The following is a 20,411-nucleotide window of genomic DNA, read 5'->3' on the forward strand; positions in this document are numbered from 1 at the left end:
AAGAAAGTTAAATCCTGTGCTTGACTCTTGTGGTTAAAAACAGGACATTTTAAATGGTTTATCGCATAGACATTTTAATTGGTGAATAACAACTATTAATATACTCATACAGGTCATTCACCATATACTTATAGCTGCTCAAGCAACTTAAACGTTAAAGCACTTCAAATTCAATCCGACGATTTCTCTTACGACCCTCAGCTGTTGCATTATCCGCTACAGGTTTACTTGAACCTGAACCTTCAGTACTCAGTAAATGCGCTGGAAGATTTTTTGCGATTAAATAAGCTTTTACTGCTTCTGCACGTTGCTGACTCAACATGAGATTTTTATTAGTATCGCCTGAACTATCCGTATGTCCAATAATCCGTATCTTTTTTCCGCTAACTTTATTTAAGGCACTGACCATTTCATCCAGTATCTGTATACCTGAAGTTGCTAATATTGCACTGCCAGATTCAAATTCAATAATCCGGTTCTTTAATGCAGCATCAATAATCTTCTGTTCTGCCTGATTGACTGAAAGCTGTGCATTTAAACGGTAATTTTCGGGTGTTAAACCCTTAAATCTTTCTGTAGTATCATGAATTTCATAAGAATTTGATACTTTACCCGTTAGCTGAATATCAGAACCTTTAATTGTTAACATTCCGTGTTTAACCTTTTTAAGGTCTTCATTAATCACATCAGTGACTATATTTGACCAATCCGTTGGTGCTACTACTTGACGAATCTGAATGCGATCTATCACATTTTCCTGACCATAAATTGAATACAATTTCGCCAAAATAGCTTGCTTACTACTGTTATTCGGTACATTACCTTCAGCAATTACAGGTTGTGCATGCACATTAAAACCAATTAAAAAACAGAATAAAATAATGATTTTATTTAACTTTAAGTATTTATTTTTTATTTTCATTTTATGCTTCTATAAATGTTTATTTAATTAATTTAATGCTTTGAGTCAGGCTTATCTGACTCTCAGTTAAAGACTATTCTAGTACCGCCAACCTTGAATTATTTTCTACACTAAAATTGGTTGTTTTTAATTCATATCAATTCACCCACGTGATCCATTTACAATATGATTGATGAGTATCATGGCGCTAAAGTTCCTGTGTTTGCAGCAGTCGTCTTAGTTATCTGAGCTGTTTTTCCTGACATCGTCGTATTCTGTGCTGCGACCACTCTTACTGCTTTATTCGAAACAACCTGATCCACCAACTGTAAATTGCTATAACTTGGATTACTTCCGATAGAACTTGCATTATTTCCACTCACCAAACGAAAATTGGTCTTCACAAATAGTTCAGGATTCTCTTTACTGCGCCAGACCATCTCAAAAATATTGCCTTTTTGTGTACGCTGAGCACTATCAATCAAACGATTGATTCCATATTCCCCAGGCTCATCAAAAATGGTATGGGTCTTCCCTTCCAAATCAATCACCGTGATCCGTGCGCCTGGAATTGCGCCGGAATTTGGCCAGATAAAATTCACCCATTGTTGAATTCCGTTTTCAAATAGCATTCTTTGTCCATCAATATCAATGGTATAAGCCAATAAATGAGCCTGTTCCAGTGGGTAAACCTGGAAATTAGATTGATTGGGTCTCACTGCCTGACGACTGGTATTATTTAACTCACCAGTTGCCATACCATTCACAGGCGCGACATAATTTTGAAAGTTTGCAACAAACACAGGATTTAGATTAAGCCCTAAATCTTGCCAGGTTTTCGAGCTTAAGCTATAGCCACGACGGATCACTAAGGGATCAAGATGCTCTTTGACAAAACGGGAAATACTGCCATTTTCACCAAAAATCTGATTAATTTCTTGAGAGGTTGCCTGTAAGCTACCTTGACTGCTAAACGGATATTTTTGCGATAAATTTGCATTAAATGGTTGATAGGCCTGTATTAGCCAGAGTTCGTTCATTTCAGCTTGTGCCGGAAGCATCAGACTTTCAAAGGAACGTGTGAGAGGAACACTAAACAACTTTTTAATCAGCTGTTGATCCAGCTCATGGGTTCCTACCGACATTTTCTCATCCACAAACTTTTGAGTGATATTAAAGATAGAATTCTGCTCATCAACGGTCTGCTTAAGGAGCATCATGCTCGCCGGACCAATATCTCCAGAACTTTTTAGATCATTAAAGCGACTCCGTATCTTGGCCAGAGATTGCATATACTCATCCAGCAGCGACCGGTTCTGCAAATCATCTCGTGTACGTACAATCTGGTAGAAGATCTGAAAGTCTTTGGCAATCATCCCCTGAGAGAAAGTCGATGCAGAATTCTGTGCCAACTTGCCATCATGACGTTGCAATATCTTACGTTTAAACCAGGCAATAAAACCTTTTTGTGGAACCGCCAACTCAGCTTGTACCATTGGATTATCCCAGCTGGTTTCTTGCGCTACCCGTTGTATGACTTTACGAATCGGTGAGTTTTCTGGTTCGCCAAGAATATCTATCTGATATGTTTGCTGATTAAAGTCACCGGCCTTGGCATAATAAATGGCACCCAAGAATTTACGCCATTCGCTGATATATTCTTTTTTATACATTTCAGTCAGCTGGCGTCGAATTTGTTCAGGACTGCCACTAAAACTCAAATCATCAGACTGTGATGTATTAAGTACCCAATCTTTACTTTCAGTTGGGCTTTGCGCCGCGGTTTCTATGGCAGGTTGTACATATTCGTTCCAGGCTTGATAGCTATAAAAACCGGGTAAGGCATAACTTCCCAACATGGTTGTCTGAGCATTCTCCCCGACCATCTGTTTGATCGTTAATGCAGGAAAACGTACCAAAGCCCGCATTTTAATTTTGTTATATACACGATCTCGTGCAGACACTCCGGTCATCATCGCGGTTAAAACCTGGCGAGTCTGTTCAACCAGAACAGTATCGGAATCCAGCTGGGGAAATGAACTCGAATCTGTCAGTGTCATGGCATAGCTAAGTAACTGCTCGGCCTTTTGCAGCATTTCAGCACGTGGCAGCTGACCACGATGCTGATCCAGCCAAGTCCGCCAAAAACGTGTCAACTGATCGCTGAGATGACTGGAATCTATAGATTTACGGTTACTCAACATCAGATATGTTTTAAGTGCATTATAAGCATCTTGCGGATTTTGGTCAGATGGTTCTAATGCGAGTTGCTGAACTTGTGCAGTCGGATTAATTTGCACATGAATATGATTTTCTTTAAGAACTGCTGCATTGTTTTTTACCCGTTGTAGATATTCTGCAATATTTTGCTGGCTGGGCTGCAATACTAATTGCTCAATTCCTTTAAGATATTCAGCTTGCAGTTTCTCCCTGATCTGTTGTCCTTGATATAGACCAAAACTGTATTTTAATGGGCGCTTCTGATCAAATTGATCTAACTGTTGTAGATGAGCTTGCAAAATTAATAATGCATCGATTTGTGTGACCAGCTCCGTTCCTGACTGTTTCTGCATCTGTACGACCTTATTCAGGTCCGCCTGAACTTCTTCCATTAATTGCTGATTATTTCGATAAGACCACACCCACAGACTCAACACCATCGATACAGTAAGTAAAGCACCAGTAAAAGCCATAAAGCGTCGGCGTTTTCGTGCCGGATTAATATGCTGCTTCACCAGATTTTTATCTTTAAGAATCACTTCAGAAAATAAACCTTTCAGAAAATAACCATGATTCTGTGATACAGACTCTTTAGACAGGCCAAGATCATGATTATCGCTGCGGATCAGATGAAAGTCCTCAGCAATCTGTTCTGTCATTGGACTTTCAATGGAGCCTTCCTGTAAGGCGCTGGTAAAATAAAATCCACGAAAAACCGGTTTAAACTGATAAGGATTGTCTTGAAATAAAGTGGAAATAAAGGTTCTTAATACCGGTTTGAGACTCTTAAATTCCAGTGGAAAGGTCATTACACTGGGTGAAATATGCTGTGAATGCCGACGGGTTAAATGGGTCATACTTACATTTTTCAGACCCTCATATAAAATGCCATAATGCTTTTCAAATAGCTGAACAGCATTTTCACTCGAGTCTGGTTGATAAGCCAACGTTGCGCCCCAAACCTGATCCAATTCTTGTCCTTGATAACAATCAAAAAATTCCGTGAAGCCGGCAATCAGGTCCATCTTGGAAAATACCAAATAAACTGGCGCAAAAACTTCTAGACGTTCAGTCAGGTCTTGAATACGGGCACGCAGATTCTTGGCCAGTTGTAGAGATTTCTCCGGACTTTGATTGACCAACTCAGCGATACTTACGATCACAATAAGACCATTTACGGGCGCTTTAGAACGATTTTTCTTGAGAATATTTAAAAAGCCTAACCATTCAGAATGGTCCTCCGGGTAGACTGAATAGCGTCCGGCTGTATCCAGGAAAATACCCTGAGTTGAAAAAAACCAGTCACAGTTTCGAGTTCCGCTAAGTCCGGCAGAGACCATTTTCTGATGAGTTTCTTCAAAAGGAAACCGCAAACCGGAATGATAAATCGCCGAGCTTTTCCCAGCCGCCGGGTTACCGATGACCATATACCAAGGAAGTTCATACAGTGCCGCGTGACCCTTACGATCGTCTAATTTTAACTTACGAATCAACTGAATAGATTGTTTGACTTGCTGACTGATCTGCTGAAGTTCTTCTTTATTATTGTATTTGCTTTCAGCTGCAAAACCTTGAGATAAGGCAGTCTCGATTTCTTCACCCTTTTTAGTATGCAGATAACACCGGATAAGTGTATAAATCCCCCAGCCTATTAATATGGCGACATAGACGGTCAGCAATATCCAGAAAATGCGATCAGAAACCGTATTTTTTATAGAAATAATGACCACTAAAAAGGATAAGGCCATCATTGTTTTAGGGTTGCTAATGTACTGCCAGACATACCCCAGGACTGTATAAAATAATGTATTCACTTTTATCTCTTTCTTCTTTAATTTTTATAAATAGTTAGGCTACTAATGAGATTTCATTCAGTTGATCACTTTCTTTATTTTTAAAACATAAATAGCTTGATTCTTGTTGTGTGCTATAGCTTATTGTAATGACATTGTCGTATAGATATGATGACATCATCGCTGCAAAAACTGCTGCCAATTGTTGGGTATGCCCCAAATAGCTTTGAGGATAAATGGTATGCTCCGGCTCAAAATCAATATTAGTAAATTTTTCTTGTATTATTTTCATTGTTTTAGACTGAGTGGCTTCATCTAAGAAAACTAAAAAAGGATGTGCCTGTTCCAGCTGATAGGACAGATCAACCTGATTCTGACCCAAGTACGCATATAGGTCAGTGACGTACTTGCTGAGAGTCAATATTCGTGAAGGCATCATCCCCTCAACCTCTAAGTCATGTGCGGATAAACACCAGCTGGCAGTATATTCTGCAGCAATATACTCTTCATTTTGCCAAAATTGCTGATCCAGACAATCCTGATCAATTTCAGAATCCGCCATAATGATCAAGCTGATCTCATGTGATTGACCTGAAATTTCCTGTACTAAATCTAGTAACGCTGAATAAGCACGATCAGCAGACAGGAAATGAAACTCGATATGAATTTGGGCAGGCAGCAATGCATATTGTTGTTGAATTTGACTTATAAGCTGCTCTTGATAGAGATCACTCCAATCCCCAGTCATATGATCCACCAATAAAATATGCAGATTCAGCCTATTTAATCGACTTGCTGCTGTTGGATTAGAGGCAATATTTTCTTCATCTTCACAGTAGTTTTCCTGTATCCATCCCGGATGCATTCGATATTGATAAGCCAGTTCGTGATCATAAAATAGTGCTGAACGTTTTAACTGTTCCGAAATTAAGCTCAGACTTTCTTCATGCTGTTGGAGTTGTTGTTGAATCAACTGTTGAATTCGTTGTTCCCGTAATGTCGGAAGCATTTCTTCATTAGTTCTGTTTTCTTCAAGTAAGCGGTCCACAGAATGAATGCGATATGTCAATATAGGTAGACCAAAACGATTTAGCAGTTCTGAGTCCAGCTCAGGACTCTTGAACTGCTTCATGTGCTGCAAGATCTCTGCATTTTCGCCAAAACTGTGCCAAGCGGCAGCTGAAAAAATATTGAGCGTGTAATCCTCAATCGCTTGATCCAATTCTTCTTTATTTTCTAATTCTTGCTGTTGTGCTTGAAGAGATTTATGAGCCCTATCCTTTTGTTCTTGCTGTCTTTGTTTATAGGATTTTACAGCTTTATAAATAAAATAAGGTGTTAATAACAACAAGCAAATTAACAAAGGTAAAATGCCAAAATATAATAGGAAATCAATATTTGATGGATCGTATTGAGTATCTCGCCAGTAATAAATGACAAGAACATTGTTTAAAACGGATAAAACTATAAAAGTCTGAATAATACGCTTAATCATGACATTTTTCCTATCAGGCTATAGCAGGTTTCCGCATTGTGGATTGCCGGATTCAGCATTAATAAAGCTCCTCTGGCTAGCCCCATCGAATGTACTTCTCCAAGTTGGGCTGGGCATAATTCATCTTTGTCTAGAATCAACCGAAGATCCACTAACATGGTCGGGCTACACCAGGTTTGAAGTAACTGTTTCAATTTGGCGCTATGTATTCCTTCAGATAAAAAATTTATATAGTCTTCACGTTTTAATGGACCAATGACGATTTCAATTTTTTCATCAATTTGCTGAATGGTCTCTCCACAGAAGCTGTTGATTCCCAGTAAAACTGGTTGCAAAGCTCCCAAACCGCTTTTTTGCTGATCATCCAGTTGAAAGCTTTCCGGAATAAACTCATTAATCTTAAATTGATATTTAAAAATACAAGACAATATGCTGCTTAACGCATAATGGGTATTATTTTGCCCCTGCATCAAGCCTGAAAACTCAGCAAAATAGTCATCTATAGGTTGCTGTTCATGTTGTTGACCGCTATAGCCACTCAAAGCATGAAGCATGTTTAGATAATGATTTTCATGCTCAATTTCATAACGCAGTGGTAAATGATAATTCAGACAGGCATCGACATATTGTGCAGACAATTTATGATTAAACAGTCCGAGAAAGTGTAAGCTTTCTTCTCGTTGTGCCCCGGTACTCTGTTTAATTTTATGTGTATAGATATAAGGCAATACGCCCTGTACGCCAGTCAACCCCACGATTAAATTGGTCATCTGAACTTTATGATCTTGACATTGCAATGATTCAATTTCAGAAGTTGGAAAATTAAGATTGAGTGAACTAATAAATTCAAATGATTTACTCCATCCTTGATGTCTGTTCCGTGCAGGTGCATGTCTTAATAATCGCGTGGCTTGAATAAATTCAAAGCTGGTCGGCTGCTGAAAGAGCCGATCAACTACAGAAGCCTTTTGCCACCAACATTCTGTATGCATTGGTATAACTCCTGTTTTGACTTTGAATCTATGACGTGCATATCCACATAACTATTCATTTGAACTTTCAAATTAAAAATATGATTTAAAAGTTGCACAAAGATATACAGACTGGCTCCTCTAAAGACTTCTGGATCGATCTGGATTTCAACTTTGACACCCCGTACAAAAAGTGGAAATGGTTTATGCTCACGCAACTTCTGGCTCAGAGAAAACTGGATCGATTGAATTGAATTAATAATTAGCCGGTTGTCTTTGGATTGCGGCAAGTTATACAGTTCAAGTAATTCCTTAATGTGACTGACTGCATTTGCTTTCATTAAAGAAAGATTATTCAATGATAAATGCGAGATAATTCGCCACTGTTCTTGCTGCTTTTGATCAAAACAATAAGGTAAATTGGGTCTTTTTAATAATATGGCTTTACGTGCCAAACTATTGTCATTGAGAGATAAGTTATTCTGATCTTTGTTATAACTTTCATACGGTAAATCCCGATTGCTGCATAACAACTGCATACTGATAAAGTCTGATGAAATTTTTTGTGGTTCTAAAGATTTGGAAATAATCGAATATTTCAGTTCTGTATGCCTGGTATTACTTTGCTCGGGCAACAGGTGATAATAAAATTGAGCATCAGCCTGATGATAATGACTCATGGCAAAAAAAGGTAATACGGGATAAGTTTTTTGACTGTTCTCGCGTTTCTCTCTCAATAACTTCATTTCGGTGATCGCATATACCTGAAAATATTCAGGATGATGTACATCACTTATTAATGAATATTCCAGGCGCAGATGATCAATTTTTTGTGGCTCAGCCTGTTTAGGGAATAAATTTATAACTGGTGTCGCAAATAATTTGAAATTAGCGCTATTTAATTCTGAATAATTTCTGATCATAGCTTGATCATTCAGATTTATTTTAAAATGAATGTGTAGCTCAAATTCTGCGGTTTCTATATTTAATTCTCTTAAAAAACTCAGATTGAGGTTAAGAAAATTAAATTTTTCTGGAAAGCAAAAATACTCGATTAATAAACGATAGGCATGATGAGTATGTTGATCAACTGGGAGCGCACTTTCCGCTTCAGTAAATCCCATTAGTTCAAATGGATTTTGAATATCAATCTCTTGATTCTGTACTATTACAGAAAAACCAGTCTCTGGCTTAAAAATACAATCTAGTACTTGCAATGGAAAGCTGGAAATTGCATCCAGGTAAATAGGTAATTTTTGTTGTTCCAACAGTCGCTGCTGCTGGTTAAAAATTTCAAAACCAAAGCTCAAGGTTGCATTTCGATTTAAATGAACATGAGTCGAAGCATGCGTTTTAAAATTAACAGATTTTAAGGCGATTGGTAATAAATTAACCTGGTTTGTCGTACGATACTCACACTGTACCCCACGGATACTTTTTGATTTTAATACAGTTTGCTTGGGAATCTGCTGGCTACTTTTAAGCTGTCGGATTTTAATGGCATCGTCAAAACTGACCACTGAACATGCTGGAAAAGGTTTAAGGTACTGTGGAAACATCACCTCAAAAATAGCACGTGTAAATACTTCATAACTATCGTGCAGTTTCTTATCGATCCGGGCAGAAATCAGGGAAAATGCCTGAATCAGTCTTTCGATATGCGGATCATCAATCTGCTCTTGATTCAACGAAAGGCGTTGGGCAATTTTTGGGTATTTATTGGCAAACTCTCGTGATTGTTGCCCAAATTCCTGTAATTGCTTTTCGTAATAAGGTAATAATTCTTCGATCACAGCACACCTGCTGATGTTTTAGACAAAATTACGTATTGTTGCGTAGTAGGCTTGAGGAATGCGTCAAAAATTACCGGTTCATATAGGGGATAAATATTTAAGAATGCATGAATACTGAGACACAGACTTCCCCTGTTATGCTCATCCATCAGCATCTCGACTTTAACCTGCTTTAAACGAGGTTCGTGCGCGTGAATAGACTGTTCAATCGAGCGGCAGATTTTATCCCGTTCCATTGGATTCGCTGTTGAGAGCCCCACAAAATCAATGATGCCAAATTGAAGAATTGAACGTTTGACCTGATCATAACCATTAACCATCGTATCCAGATTAGCCATACGGCTATTTAATAAATCTTCGAGATCGGCAGCCACCGACTCTCTCAACGCCTGTAAAGAAAGGCCTTGAGAACTTTGAGTATCCTGAGACAAGAGACGGTCAAATAATGTTGTTCTAAATCCGTAAGGATAAAGCTGATCCAAATTCATATTGTTATAGTCTAATTTTATTTATTTTTATAAATATCAAGAGAGAGGCTGATCAGGACCAGCCTCTAAAAGATCAAATTACGCTGCATAAGAGGCAGTATTATTTGATAGTGACCATTTCTTGGTCACGGCACCCTTTTGTGTACCGTTAATATCTTGTTGATTATACGTCCACTCAACTGCAGCATATTTCAAACCAAAAGCTTCTGTTGGAACGCCTTCTTGATTTACTATCGGAGTAACCTGAGAAACCAGTACATGTTTTAATTTAATTTGCAGGTATTTAACGCGTTTGTCACCATTAGCGCGATAAAAATCGATTTGTACTTCATCGAAGGTATAACCTGCTGAACATGCTTCCCAAAGTTTTGGACTGGTTGCATCCAGATCTTTCATAAAAATCATGTCGGAATGTTCAACCCGTTCTGCAGTATGACCGCCTACACTAGAAGATGTTGCAGATTTTGGCTGACGAATGTTGTGCGACCAAGAATTTGCTTCTAGCCAGCTTTTATGTTCCGAATCACGAGATTCACCATCAACTTTATATTTGCCGCGAAACTGGATGTAAATGTCTTTCATTTTAATAATTTTCCTGTTGTTATAAATATTATTATAATTTTAGCAGCGGTCTTAATGACTCGACTGCGGTAACTCAGTGACCAGTCGTAAAGATACAGACAACTCGTCTAACTGAAAATGCGGTCTCAAAAAGACCACAGATTTGTAGTGTCCAGGTTCATCCGGATTTTCTACAACTTTTATCGAAGCTTCACGCAGTGGATACTGTGCTTTGGCTTCCTGTGAAGCACCGTCATCCAAAAGTACATATTGAGACAGCCAGTCGTTTAGAAATGCTTCGACATTTCCTGCAGATGTAAAACTTCCCACCTTATCTCGCATCATTGCTTTTAAATAATGAGCGATTCGCGAGACTGCCATAATGTACTGTATCTGACTGGATAATGCGGAATTGGCATTGGCAATATCGTTATCATATTTCTTTGGTTTTTGGGTAGATTGGGCACCGAAGAACGCGGCATAATCGGTATTTTTACAATGTACTAATGGAATAAAGCCAAGATCACTGAGTTCTTTTTCACGACGGTCCGTAATCGCAATTTCAGTCGGGCACTTAAATATGATTTCTCCATCATTGGTTTTAAAGGTATGCACTGGCAGACCTTCGACCAAACCGCCACCCTCAACCCCACGAATCGCAGCACACCAGCCATGCATATCAAAGGCATTGGTTAAACGCGTCCCCAAAGCATAAGCAGCATTCATCCACAGGTATTCATTATGATTTTCACCTGAAACTTCTTCTACATAGTTAAAGCCTGCTGTCGTATTGCCATCTTTAGGATGATAAGGTAAACGGCCTAATACTCGTGGAATAGTCAATGCCAGATAACGAGCATCATCACTTTCCCGGAATGAACGCCATTGCACATATTCAGCTGTTTCAAAAATTTTAGAAACATCGCGTGGGCGATCAATATCAGTAAAAGTTTCCAATCCGAACATGGAAGGACTTGCAGCTGAGAGAAACGGTGCATGTGCCGCTGATGCTACATGTGAAATCTGCTCGAGCAAATACAGGTCTGAAGGTGTGCGATCAAACTCAAAGTCACCAATGAGGGTCGCATAAGGCGCACCGCCAAATGAACCATATTCTTCTTCATAGATTTTTTTAAATAGAGTACTTTGATCAAAGTCGCTGGCACTTTGAAAATCTTTAATCAATTCTTTTTTGGTCGTATTCAACATACGAATTTTAATTAAAGAGTGTGATGGCGTTTCCTGACAAAAGTAATACAGCCCTCGCCAGGTGGACTCAACTTTTTGAAACTGCTCGTGATGCATGATCTTGCTCAGCTGGGTAGAAATAAGCGCATCAATTTCTGCAATGCGTTTATCTAAAGCCAAGGTCATATTGTCTGAAACTATAACGGTACCGGCCATGACTTCCTTGGCCAACTCACCAATCAAACTTTTGGCCCGATCATGTTCTTCTTCATTACGCGCAATTCGACTACGTTCAACAATAGAGTCCAGAATTGAGTATTCTTCAATAGCAACATTCGTGGTAGTTGCAGCATTAGAGTGATTCATTGTCTGCCTCCATACTCATTTTACGGATTTGGTCGGTATTTTTTAAAATATCATCCAGTAAATCTTCTAGACGTTCATTATTGGATATTTTATTGCGTAAATCAGTTAAACGTTCTCGTGCTTCTACCAGTTTTCGCAAAGGTTCGACTTGTTGGACTACCTGTTCTGGCCGAAAATCATCCATTGCATTAAAAACCAAATCTAGTGATATTTTACCACTCTCTTCAGTCAAACTATTTTCCACCTGAAAACTGGCACGAGGCGCCAGAGACTGCATCACCTCATCAATATTTTCCAAGTCTACATTGATAAATTTTTTATCTTTGAGCTTGGTTTTTTCAAGTTCAGACGCTGCTGAAAAATCTCCCAAAACTCCCACTACAAAAGGTAACTCTTTGACTTCACGGCCATCACCTACCTCAACATCGTAGGTCAATTGCACCCGTGGTGGTCGAATACGCTGTAATTTTTTTTGTACACTTTCACGTTTAGCCATCATGATTTTCCTTATTAATTATTATTTAATGATCCAAATGGATTAGTACTAGGAGTGTGGGTTCGTGTACTGATACTTTCTGTTTTTTTATTACTGATAGCAGCCGTATTATTTTTTAGATTGCTTTTCGATACTTTATTTTTGTTTTGACTTAGGCTTTGTTTTACTGGGTTATTTGGTTTATTTTTAGTATTTTTTACTTTTGAATTCCGCGCCGTCGTTGATGCAGATTCAGAAAATTTTGCTACAGGCTGTGCCAGATAAATATGTTCAGTCAGCGATTTGGCCTGTGGGTAGGTAAAGTCATTTAAGGCACGGACTTCTGTACTACGCATCTGTTCTAGGCTTTGGGAAGAGATCCCGATCCCTGCCAGGAATTTCAGATCAGTTAAATTCTGATGAATGTAATTTTGCTGATGTAATTGCTCGATTAAATTGAGCGCTTTCAGATGATCACCGACTTCAACATAGCGTTTGGCAATTTGGGTAGACAATTGCTGCTGCAGATGCATATTTTTTCTTGCTGTCTTGTCGCATAACTGCTGGTATAAATCAATGATAGTTGAATCAGTATCATTTTTTGCTTGTGGATAGCTCTTGATACATGATTTTTTTAATTCTGCTGCATGGGTTTGAGCAAAACATAGCTGCGCCATCCCTGAGATGAGCAATACAATAAAACCTAGATTATTTTTCAAAATAAGCCTCAATTTTTGGTTATTGTTTTGTATTTTTATAATCAAAATTTATTTTTCTATTTTTATAATTCAAAAATCTAGTTGCGGATTTAACAAAAAATGATCACAGGAAGTCAATACATAAATGCGTTTTTGTTAAATTATTTTATGTAATTTTTAAAATGGTAAGATTCCGACCAATGAATGCAGACATTTGGATAGACTTGAGTAGAATATGCCAAAAATCTTGAGCCAATATATCTTGATTGCTCATAGAAAAAACTTAAATAAATAAAAATAAACCTAATAATAAGAAATATATAGCTATAAATTTCAAAAATATCAGGCTGTATATTCTCAAAGAGAAAAATATGAGTAATTTAAAAATTTTGATTACAAAATTATCTGAACATGCACGCCTATGCCTTGAGAAGGCAGCGAATTTCTGCATCACACAGCAAAATTATGAAATCGAAATTGAGCATTTTTTCTTAGAGTTGCTACAGCAACCAGACTTGAATGATCTCAAACTATTGCTCAAAAAATATGAAATTTCCGAAGATGATCTCACCCATGATCTGAATCAGAGTATTCAGCAAATGACTAAAGGAAATTCTCGTACACCTATCTTTGCCAAATCCATTATTCGTGTATTAGAACATGCCTGGCTTTTGGCTTCAGCAGAGCAAAATCCGATGATCCGCAGCGGACATCTACTGGTTGCCCTGCTCACTGCGCCTGATCTATATCAAATGACAATTCGTGCTTCTACTTTATTTGAGCAGCTTCCAATTGATCATTTGAAGCACCGATTTTTAGAGTTCTGTGAGCAAAGTATTGAAAATATGAGCTATTCTCAGCTTACTAAGGTAAAAGAAGATTCACCTAACGCACAGCTAAAATTAAATAAAACATCGGCACTTGATCAATACACTATTAATCTAACTGAAAAAGCACGCCAAGGCCAAATCGACCCGGTGATCGGTCGTGAGTTTGAAATCCGTTTGATGCTGGATATCCTGATGCGCCGTCGTCAGAACAATCCAATACTCACCGGCGACCCGGGAGTCGGTAAGACAGCTGTGGTAGAAGGATTAGCCCTGAAAATTGTGAATAATCAAGTACCTGATGTACTCAAAAATGTAGAACTTCATGTATTGGATCTGGGCTTATTACAAGCAGGTGCGAGTGTAAAAGGCGAGTTTGAGAATCGCCTGAAGCAAATTATTCGAGAAGTTCAGTCCTGCAGTTATCCTGTTATCTTGTTTATTGATGAAGCCCATACGCTGATTGGTGCAGGTGGTCAGGCTGGTCAGAATGATGCTGCCAATCTGTTAAAACCAGCTTTGGCACGAGGAGAACTGCGTACCATCGCCGCGACTACATGGGCGGAGTACAAACAATATTTTGAAAAAGATGCTGCGCTCAGCCGTCGTTTTCAGGTGATAAAGGTAGAAGAACCTAATGAAGAAGTCGCAATTAATATGTTGCGCGCCATGATTCCGCTCATGACTCAGCATTTTCAGTTGCAGATTGATGATGAAGCAATTACTGCTGCGGTGCGTAATTCACATCGTTATATCAGTGGACGGAAATTACCGGATAAGGCCATTAGTGTATTGGATACAGCCGCGGCACGGGTTGCCTTGAGCCAGAATGCGCAACCTGCAAAGTTAGAACAGTTACAGGCACAACTGCATAATTTTCGGCTAGAACATGAGATTTTAAATCAGGAGCATCAAAATTTTCCGTGTCATCAGACACTTTTAATTGAATTATCAAAAAATATTTCAAATTTGGAACAAGAGATTTCTCAGGTAGAACAGCAATGGCAGCAAGAACTTCAATTGGTTCAGGAAATAAAATTATTACAGATTCAATCCAAAAAAATTGAAAATAAAAATAAAATTAAAGTATTACAGCGATGTTTGTCTCAGATTCAGGCTGATAACCCACTCGTGTTTGAACGTGTAACAGTCCCTATGATTAATCAGATCATTTCTGACTGGACCGGAATTCCAGTAGGTAAAATGATGAATGATGAAATCCGACAGGTATTAAAATTACAAGATAAATTATCGCAACGTGTAATGGGTCAGGACTTTGCTTTGCATCAACTGGTCCAAGGTATTAAGACATCTAAAGCAAAACTGGATGATCCGAATAAACCGCAAGGTGTATTTTTATTGCTTGGCCCAAGTGGTGTGGGGAAAACTGAAACTGCCCTAGCCTTGGCTCAAGAATTGTATGGAGGAGAATCACATCTGATCACGATAAATATGTCGGAATATCAGGAAGCTCATACCGTATCTTCCTTAAAAGGTGCTCCTCCAGGTTATGTCGGTTATGGTCAAGGAGGCATTTTGACTGAAGCGGTACGCCGTAATCCTTATAGCGTGGTTTTATTAGATGAAATCGAAAAAGCTCATCCTGATGTGCAGGAATTATTTTATCAGGTCTTTGATAAAGGAGTGCTGGAAGATGGTGAAGGCCGTCTAATTGATTTTAAAAATACGACAATCCTGTTGGCCTCCAATGTTGGCTCCAGTGCCATTATGCAGGCTTGTGTAAATCAACCCGTCGAAAACTGGCCGGATGCAAAAAGCTTAATTGAACTGTTCAAACCAAGTTTGTATCAGCAATTTAAACCGGCATTTTTAGGGCGTATGCAAATTGTGCCTTATTATCCTTTACATGATGAGCTATTGATCCAGATCATTCAGCATAAACTGGGGAAAATTACCCAACGTATTCAGCAGCAATATGCCACGCAGGTTACTTATAGTGAGAACTTGCTCGAACTTCTACTCAGCCGATGTACAGAAGTAGATAGCGGTGCGCGCAATATTGATCATATTTTAAATGCTTCAGTATTACCTGCTTTGGCTACAGAAATATTGAGAACCATGAGTGAGGGAAAGATTCCTAAACTGATTCACATTGAGATTAAGAATGATGAAATTTTTTATAGCGTAGATCCGAAAGTTAAAATAGCGCAAAAAGTACGTTCTAAAAGCAATAAAGCAGATGCTGCCTAGTTGAAGTAACCTAAAAATAAAAACAAATAAAATATAATAATTGGAATAAAGATGAGCCTGGAATTTGAATATTTATTGCAAGACATTTCAGTCGATCAGCCGTGCGGTGTGGACTATTCATTTTCAAATGATTTTCATGTGATTAACAAGGCCAGAACTCGTGATGATCCTTTATTGGAGCAAGGTGACTGGGTCTCGGAACCGAAACAGGCCGATTGGCAACTTGTACATGATAAAACGATTGAATTATTAACTGAAAAAACCAAGGATATCCGTCTATATACCTGGCTTATAGAAGCTTGGAGTCATCTCTATGGTTTTGAAGGAATTGCTCGAGGATTAGAGTTGACCCAGCAAAGCCTTGAGCGATACTGGTTCACGTTACATCCTCAAATCGAAGAGGATGATCTTGATCAACGTTTTGGATTATTACAAGGTTTGATTACGCAACTGCCAATGCTGATGAAACAGGTGCCTTTGGTCAGCTCTGCGCCTTTTTATAATTTAGGTGATTATGAGGCATTCTTACATCAACGCAATATTAAACTCAAACAACAGCAAGATGACTACTCTGAAAATAATACTGTTCAGGATTTGGAGCATTTTGAGCAATCGTTGCTGAAAACTTCTCAAACAGTTTTAAGCCAGAATGAAGGTTTTCTTCTCGAGATTCAGACCCAATGGCTGTATCTTAAAAATACACTGGATCATTTACTGGGTCTAAATGCACCGAGTTACGCGAGCACAGATTCTCAACTTGAATCGATCTTCTCCAGTATTAAGCGCATTTATAAAACTGATATTTCTTCAATATCTCAGGATCAAATAAATACACCGCAATTCGGCACTCTCAAAATACCTGAAATAATAGTGATGAATACCTCGCCTGAAAATATACAAGAATTTCGACCTCAAGCCCAAAACCATCTGGCCAACCGTCAACAGGCCATGCAGTTATTACAAGACATCGCTCGATATTTTCAATCTCATGAACCGCATAGTCCAGTGAGCTACATGCTGCAAAAGACGATTAAATGGAGTCAGATGCCATTACATGAATGGCTGGCTCAAGTAATCAAGAACGAGAATCCGATCGAAAACGTACATGAATTACTGGGTATATATGCCAATGATGAATCCAAGAATGAGTGGTAAATATTAAAATGTTTAAAGCAGAAAAAGTACTGTGGGGCGAAGGTCTATTTTTAAGACCGCAACATTTTCAATTACAGGATGCCTATCATGAGCAACGCTTGAGTCATATGATTCGGGCGACATTTCCTTTTGCTCACGGGATCCAGTCCATTCAATTTGATGAAGCTCAATTCAATATGCATATATTGGCATTAAGTAAAATTGAAATGATCTGGCAAGATGGTGAAATTTATCAGGCGCCTGCACAGGATTTATTACCAGAACCTGTACAACTGGATACCTTAAACCTGCGTGGTGAAATGCAAATTTATTTGGCTTTGCCAATGCTACAGCCGAACAAGCAAAATGTAAGTCATGTCGAAAACACTCAATCTAGTCGTTATCACTCACATTTAATCTCGACCCATGATTTATTCACCGATGCCACTACTGCAGAGATCACCCTGTTACGCCGTCGGGCAGAATTTAAACTTTTTGAAGTTGGCCAAGAACCTCAGCAGCCTCTGGATGGTTATTTATATCTTCCGGTTGCTCAAATCAAACGACAAAGTTCTGGAAATTTTATTTTTGATCATAAATTCATTCCTCCAATTTTACATATTCAGGCCTGTGAATATCTGCTAGACAATTTAAAGCGAACTTTGAATATCATTCGGGCCAAGATTAAAACGATTCAATCCAATAACCGTGAAAACGAACAGAAACTGATTGAATTTCGTTCTGGGGATATTGTCTCTTTCTGGCTGGTGAATGCCTTAAATACTGCTTATGCAACCTTAAATCATATTTTGCAGTATCCACAAATTCATCCGGAACGGCTATATGCGGAACTTTTAAGACTCAGTGGTTCCCTACTTACCTTTTCAACAGCCTATGACATTGATCAATTGCCGCAGTATCAGCATCATCATCTATACGACAGCTTCAATCAGCTGGATATTATTCTCAGAGATTTACTCGATACAATTATTTCGAATCGATATATCAGTATCAGCTTAAAAGAAACTCGCCCATCCTATTGGTTTGGCAGTCTGGAGACCGATAAGATCAGTCACAATACGCGGTTATATCTTGCTGTATCAAGTAGTGTTATGCCTGCACATGACTTGATTGCCTATGTTCCGATCCGTTTTAAAATTGGTAGTACTATAGATGTAGAACAACGCGTGGTTGCAGCTTTACCGGCTGTACCCGTTCAGCATCTCATGCAGGTGCCTACTGCAATTCCGGTACGTTCCGGCGTTCATTATTTTGAGATTGAACCCAATAATGAACTGTATCAGCGCATGCTGGATTCAGAATCGATTTGTGTTTATATCCCGAATGGCTTTCAGGATATCGCGATTGAACTTATTGCTGTCATGAATGGATAAAAATATTAATGAATACAATCTCTAACACTCCTCTTTCACTCTTTGATGGCGATCAAATCGGAGTAGATTATACAGCCATGCAACCTGTAGAAACCTACCCTACCTCTACGAATAGTCTGGTAGATTTACTGCATGACGGCTTCTATATTGTTTTCCTGTTAAAAAATCACTATGTCCCTGTAAATATAGAGTCTTTCCGTGAAAAAATTCTGGAGATGTTGAAAAGTTTTGAACATCAGGCACGCCAGATGCAATTTTCAGCTGAGGATATTCAAGATGCAAAATATGCCTATTGCGCTTTAATAGATGAAACAATTGTCACCCAACAGGATGAGCGATTTTTTGATCTGCAAAATTCATGGATGATCAGTCCCTTGCAGTTAAGCCTTTTTGGTTCACAACTTGCAGGTTATCGCTTCTTTGAATATCTGGAAGAAATACGCCATAAAGATAAGCAACGTCTGGCAGTATTAGAGGTATATCATTATTGCCTTTTATTGGGCTTCCATGGAAAATATCGAATTGAATCTATTGAGCATTTAAATAGTCTGATTGCTCGTATCGGAGATCAGATTGATTATCTCAAGGGTAAAAAAGTTGCTTTTTCTCCTTTTTCAGCAATTCCAGATCAAATCCGACATATTATCCATCGTGAATTACCATTTTTCTGGATTCTGATATTTTTATTATTATTTGCCGTGATCAGCTTTGTGGTTTTTAAATATGCCTTGTCAACAGAACAAGCTGCTGTTTTTTCTCAATATCAAAATTTGATTAGCGCGCCTGCTGAACAAGCCTATATTACGATTCATTTACCCTAACTCAATTTTCAAATAAATATGATGAACACTTATAAAAATAAAGACTTAAAAAATGACGCCGTTGGAAAATTTATATCGATGAATAAAAAAAAATTTTTGAATTATTATTAGATCAATCATTCAACTGATGATTTTGATTATATTGAGCAGCTTTATTCTATTAAGCTTAGCTATGTTAGCCTTGCTGTCTTACGAGTTTCGATTAAGAATACAGGATTTTTTTCTTGATTTGATTTCACAAAGCAAACAACAATTTTCTCAAGCAAAACAGTTTGTTCAGAAATTTCATCGGGCGGCATCGCCTGAGCATATTCAGTCTGAGTGGTATTTGCAGCAATGGTGGATTTTGATTGCAGGATTTAGCTTATTTGGCAGTATTTTAATATTCGCTTTTACGCAACCACTTACTGCAAGTAAGTTTGAAGCTGAATTTTTAAGGAAAGTTGATCCACAGATTTATGCATTATTAGATGGGCAAATATTAACAGCTCCAACTGAAGTCGATGAACAGCTTATTATTGAAGCCTTACAAGAAGAAGTTTTAGCAAATCATTCTGTAATTTCAGCGCAAAGCCTTAATCTGAATATTGAAGACATTCATATAAATCCAAATATCAGCACAGCAGACCGTAAATGGCATAAGATGAATCCGCGATTTAAACAGCGCTTACTGATGGTTTTTAAAATTATGCGCGAACAGCATGGTTATGAGCTGGTTTTACTCGAAGGTTATCGAAGTCCGGAAAGGCAAAACTCTTTGGCGACCAACAGCAATATTACCAAGGCCAAAGGCTTTCAAAGTTATCATCAGTTTGGGCTGGCTGCAGATATTGCCTTTAAGCGAAATGGTAAGGTAGTGATTAGTGAACGTGATCCATGGGGCATGCGTGGTTATGAACTGTATGGCCAGATTGCAGAATCGGTGGGTTTAACCTGGGGCGGTCGCTGGAAATCCATTAAAGATTTTGGGCATACTGAATATCGTATGCCCGGTTTAAAGAAAACAGCTGAAATGGCTCATCAACTCATTCATGAAGGACAATTACAGACTCAAACATTTCAGCCTTGAGTGTGA

The 20,411-nt window shown here is 38.4% G+C and carries 15 protein-coding genes; 5 read left to right on the forward strand and 10 right to left on the reverse strand.

The genetic code is table 11. The annotated features are described in order from the left end of the window. Positions 1-154: 154 nt before the first annotated feature. The 10 genes from NI470_RS08500 to NI470_RS08545 all read right to left on the reverse strand — a co-directional run bounded on the left by NI470_RS08500 (position 155) and on the right by NI470_RS08545 (position 12,970). The gene (locus tag NI470_RS08500) at positions 155-916 is read right to left on the reverse strand and encodes an OmpA family protein (RefSeq protein WP_410550537.1); all 762 of its coding nucleotides are present in this window, start codon (positions 914-916) and stop codon (positions 155-157) included. Positions 917-1,101: 185 nt separating this feature from the next. Continuing rightward, complete coding sequence (gene tssM, locus NI470_RS08505; protein ID WP_253148202.1) at positions 1,102-4,935, reverse strand: type VI secretion system membrane subunit TssM; 3,834 nt, start codon at positions 4,933-4,935, stop codon at positions 1,102-1,104. 34 nt (positions 4,936-4,969) lie between these two features. Then, a complete protein-coding gene (locus NI470_RS08510) occupies positions 4,970-6,409 on the reverse strand; it encodes a hypothetical protein (RefSeq protein WP_005246460.1) in 1,440 nt (479 codons plus the stop codon). Next, positions 6,406-7,401: a type VI secretion system baseplate subunit TssG gene (gene tssG / locus NI470_RS08515; protein ID WP_253148201.1), complete on the reverse strand. Its 996-nt coding sequence runs from the start codon at positions 7,399-7,401 to the stop codon at positions 6,406-6,408. The genes NI470_RS08510 and tssG overlap by 4 nt, the downstream gene beginning before the upstream one ends. Next, positions 7,365-9,173 (reverse strand): type VI secretion system baseplate subunit TssF, encoded by a 1,809-nt coding sequence (gene tssF / locus NI470_RS08520; protein ID WP_253148200.1) that lies wholly within the window; start codon positions 9,171-9,173, stop codon positions 7,365-7,367. Before tssF ends, tssG begins: the two co-directional genes overlap by 37 nt. Then, entirely contained in the window at positions 9,170-9,661 is a 492-nt protein-coding gene (tssE, locus tag NI470_RS08525; protein ID WP_253148199.1) for a type VI secretion system baseplate subunit TssE, read from the reverse strand. The genes tssF and tssE overlap by 4 nt, the downstream gene beginning before the upstream one ends. Positions 9,662-9,739: 78 nt before the next feature. Beyond that, positions 9,740-10,243 (reverse strand): Hcp family type VI secretion system effector, encoded by a 504-nt coding sequence (locus NI470_RS08530; RefSeq protein WP_180087333.1) that lies wholly within the window; start codon positions 10,241-10,243, stop codon positions 9,740-9,742. A gap of 51 nt (positions 10,244-10,294) precedes the next feature. Beyond that, complete coding sequence (tssC, locus tag NI470_RS08535) at positions 10,295-11,776, reverse strand: type VI secretion system contractile sheath large subunit (protein WP_180087332.1); 1,482 nt, start codon at positions 11,774-11,776, stop codon at positions 10,295-10,297. After that, positions 11,763-12,272 carry a type VI secretion system contractile sheath small subunit gene (tssB, locus tag NI470_RS08540; RefSeq protein ID WP_253148198.1) on the reverse strand — a complete coding sequence of 170 codons (510 nt, stop codon included), beginning with the start codon at positions 12,270-12,272 and terminating at the stop codon, positions 11,763-11,765. The genes tssC and tssB overlap by 14 nt, the downstream gene beginning before the upstream one ends. A 14-nt stretch (positions 12,273-12,286) precedes the next feature. Continuing rightward, positions 12,287-12,970: a hypothetical protein gene (locus NI470_RS08545; RefSeq protein WP_005107019.1), complete on the reverse strand. Its 684-nt coding sequence runs from the start codon at positions 12,968-12,970 to the stop codon at positions 12,287-12,289. Between the two features lie 350 nt (positions 12,971-13,320). Between NI470_RS08545 and tssH the strand changes: the two genes are divergently transcribed. The 5 genes from tssH (at position 13,321) to NI470_RS08570 (ending at position 20,405) form a co-directional block, all read left to right on the forward strand. After that, the gene (tssH, locus tag NI470_RS08550; RefSeq protein WP_253148197.1) at positions 13,321-15,987 is read left to right on the forward strand and encodes a type VI secretion system ATPase TssH; all 2,667 of its coding nucleotides are present in this window, start codon (positions 13,321-13,323) and stop codon (positions 15,985-15,987) included. A 51-nt stretch (positions 15,988-16,038) separates the two neighbouring features. Then, positions 16,039-17,142, forward strand: coding sequence for a type VI secretion system protein TssA (gene tssA, locus NI470_RS08555; protein ID WP_180087328.1), 1,104 nt, complete (start codon positions 16,039-16,041; stop codon positions 17,140-17,142). Positions 17,143-17,150: 8 nt separating this feature from the next. After that, positions 17,151-18,515 (forward strand): type VI secretion system baseplate subunit TssK, encoded by a 1,365-nt coding sequence (gene tssK / locus NI470_RS08560; protein WP_005107022.1) that lies wholly within the window; start codon positions 17,151-17,153, stop codon positions 18,513-18,515. Between the two features lie 8 nt (positions 18,516-18,523). Then, on the forward strand, positions 18,524-19,336 hold the full coding sequence (gene icmH / locus NI470_RS08565; protein ID WP_005107023.1) for a type IVB secretion system protein IcmH/DotU: 813 nt from the start codon (positions 18,524-18,526) through the stop codon (positions 19,334-19,336). Positions 19,337-19,463: 127 nt separating this feature from the next. After that, positions 19,464-20,405, forward strand: coding sequence for a M15 family metallopeptidase (locus tag NI470_RS08570; protein ID WP_253148196.1), 942 nt, complete (start codon positions 19,464-19,466; stop codon positions 20,403-20,405). The last annotated feature ends 6 nt before the right edge of the window (positions 20,406-20,411 follow it).

This window comes from Acinetobacter lwoffii, assembly GCF_024129115.1.
In the GTDB taxonomy this organism is placed as follows: Bacteria; Pseudomonadota; Gammaproteobacteria; order Pseudomonadales; family Moraxellaceae; genus Acinetobacter; species Acinetobacter lwoffii_T.

Coding starts and splice junctions, on each gene's coding strand:
- tssC (WP_180087332.1), bottom strand. CDS start 11,776: ATGAATCACTCTAATGCTGCAACTACCACGAATGTTGCTATTGAAGAA.
- tssH (WP_253148197.1), top strand. CDS start 13,321: ATGAGTAATTTAAAAATTTTGATTACAAAATTATCTGAACATGCACGC.
- NI470_RS08510 (WP_005246460.1), bottom strand. CDS start 6,409: ATGATTAAGCGTATTATTCAGACTTTTATAGTTTTATCCGTTTTAAAC.
- tssK (WP_005107022.1), top strand. CDS start 17,151: ATGTTTAAAGCAGAAAAAGTACTGTGGGGCGAAGGTCTATTTTTAAGA.
- NI470_RS08570 (WP_253148196.1), top strand. CDS start 19,464: ATGATTTTGATTATATTGAGCAGCTTTATTCTATTAAGCTTAGCTATG.
- tssG (WP_253148201.1), bottom strand. CDS start 7,401: ATGCATACAGAATGTTGGTGGCAAAAGGCTTCTGTAGTTGATCGGCTC.
- tssB (WP_253148198.1), bottom strand. CDS start 12,272: ATGGCTAAACGTGAAAGTGTACAAAAAAAATTACAGCGTATTCGACCA.
- NI470_RS08530 (WP_180087333.1), bottom strand. CDS start 10,243: ATGAAAGACATTTACATCCAGTTTCGCGGCAAATATAAAGTTGATGGT.
- tssA (WP_180087328.1), top strand. CDS start 16,039: ATGAGCCTGGAATTTGAATATTTATTGCAAGACATTTCAGTCGATCAG.
- icmH (WP_005107023.1), top strand. CDS start 18,524: ATGAATACAATCTCTAACACTCCTCTTTCACTCTTTGATGGCGATCAA.
- tssE (WP_253148199.1), bottom strand. CDS start 9,661: ATGAATTTGGATCAGCTTTATCCTTACGGATTTAGAACAACATTATTT.